This window comes from Sutterella massiliensis, from assembly GCF_016899755.1.
Taxonomy (GTDB): Bacteria; Pseudomonadota; Gammaproteobacteria; order Burkholderiales; family Burkholderiaceae_F; genus Sutterella; species Sutterella massiliensis.
Genome location: NZ_JACJJC010000268.1, coordinates 1 through 483, shown reverse-complemented (window position 1 = coordinate 483; position 483 = coordinate 1). Strand labels below are relative to the sequence as shown.

The 483-nt window shown below is 52.4% G+C and carries 1 pseudogene; it reads left to right on the top strand.

The features are described from left to right. Positions 1 to 175 precede the first annotated feature (175 nt). A pseudogene (locus H6A60_RS12500) lies at positions 176 to 483 on the top strand (transposase); the annotation flags it as partial.

Below are 483 nucleotides of genomic sequence, written 5' to 3'. Positions count from 1 at the left end.
ATAGCTGCCAAATCACCATCGCGAACCAGGAGACTCTTTCGCCTCAGCGCGAAATGATTGAGGACCTGATGGCCATCATTCATACGTTCAGCTGCCGTCTTTATGGCATGAGAAAGTATCAGAAGGCTCTGAAGGAAGACTTTCCCGAAACTCCTTTGCCGAAAAAGACCGTTTCATGACAACTTGCACCCGCATTCTCTACGCTCAGTGCGCCGTACCGGCGGATATGAAGCGTCTGAAGGCCACTTGCCGCAATGTCGGCAAGATGCGGGCCGCCATCTGGCAGCGCTGGGGCGGTTTGGGAACCGTCGGGAAAAGTGTCAACGAAGTCCGCAGAGAAATCACCGCAGCGAATCTTTTCGAGAAAATCGACATTGACGGAACGGTTCGAGCCGAATCGACGAAGGATATCGTCAACGACATTTTTGCGTATCGCAAGGCAGCCGAAGCTGCGGTAGTGAAGAAGATCTACAAGCGATACAA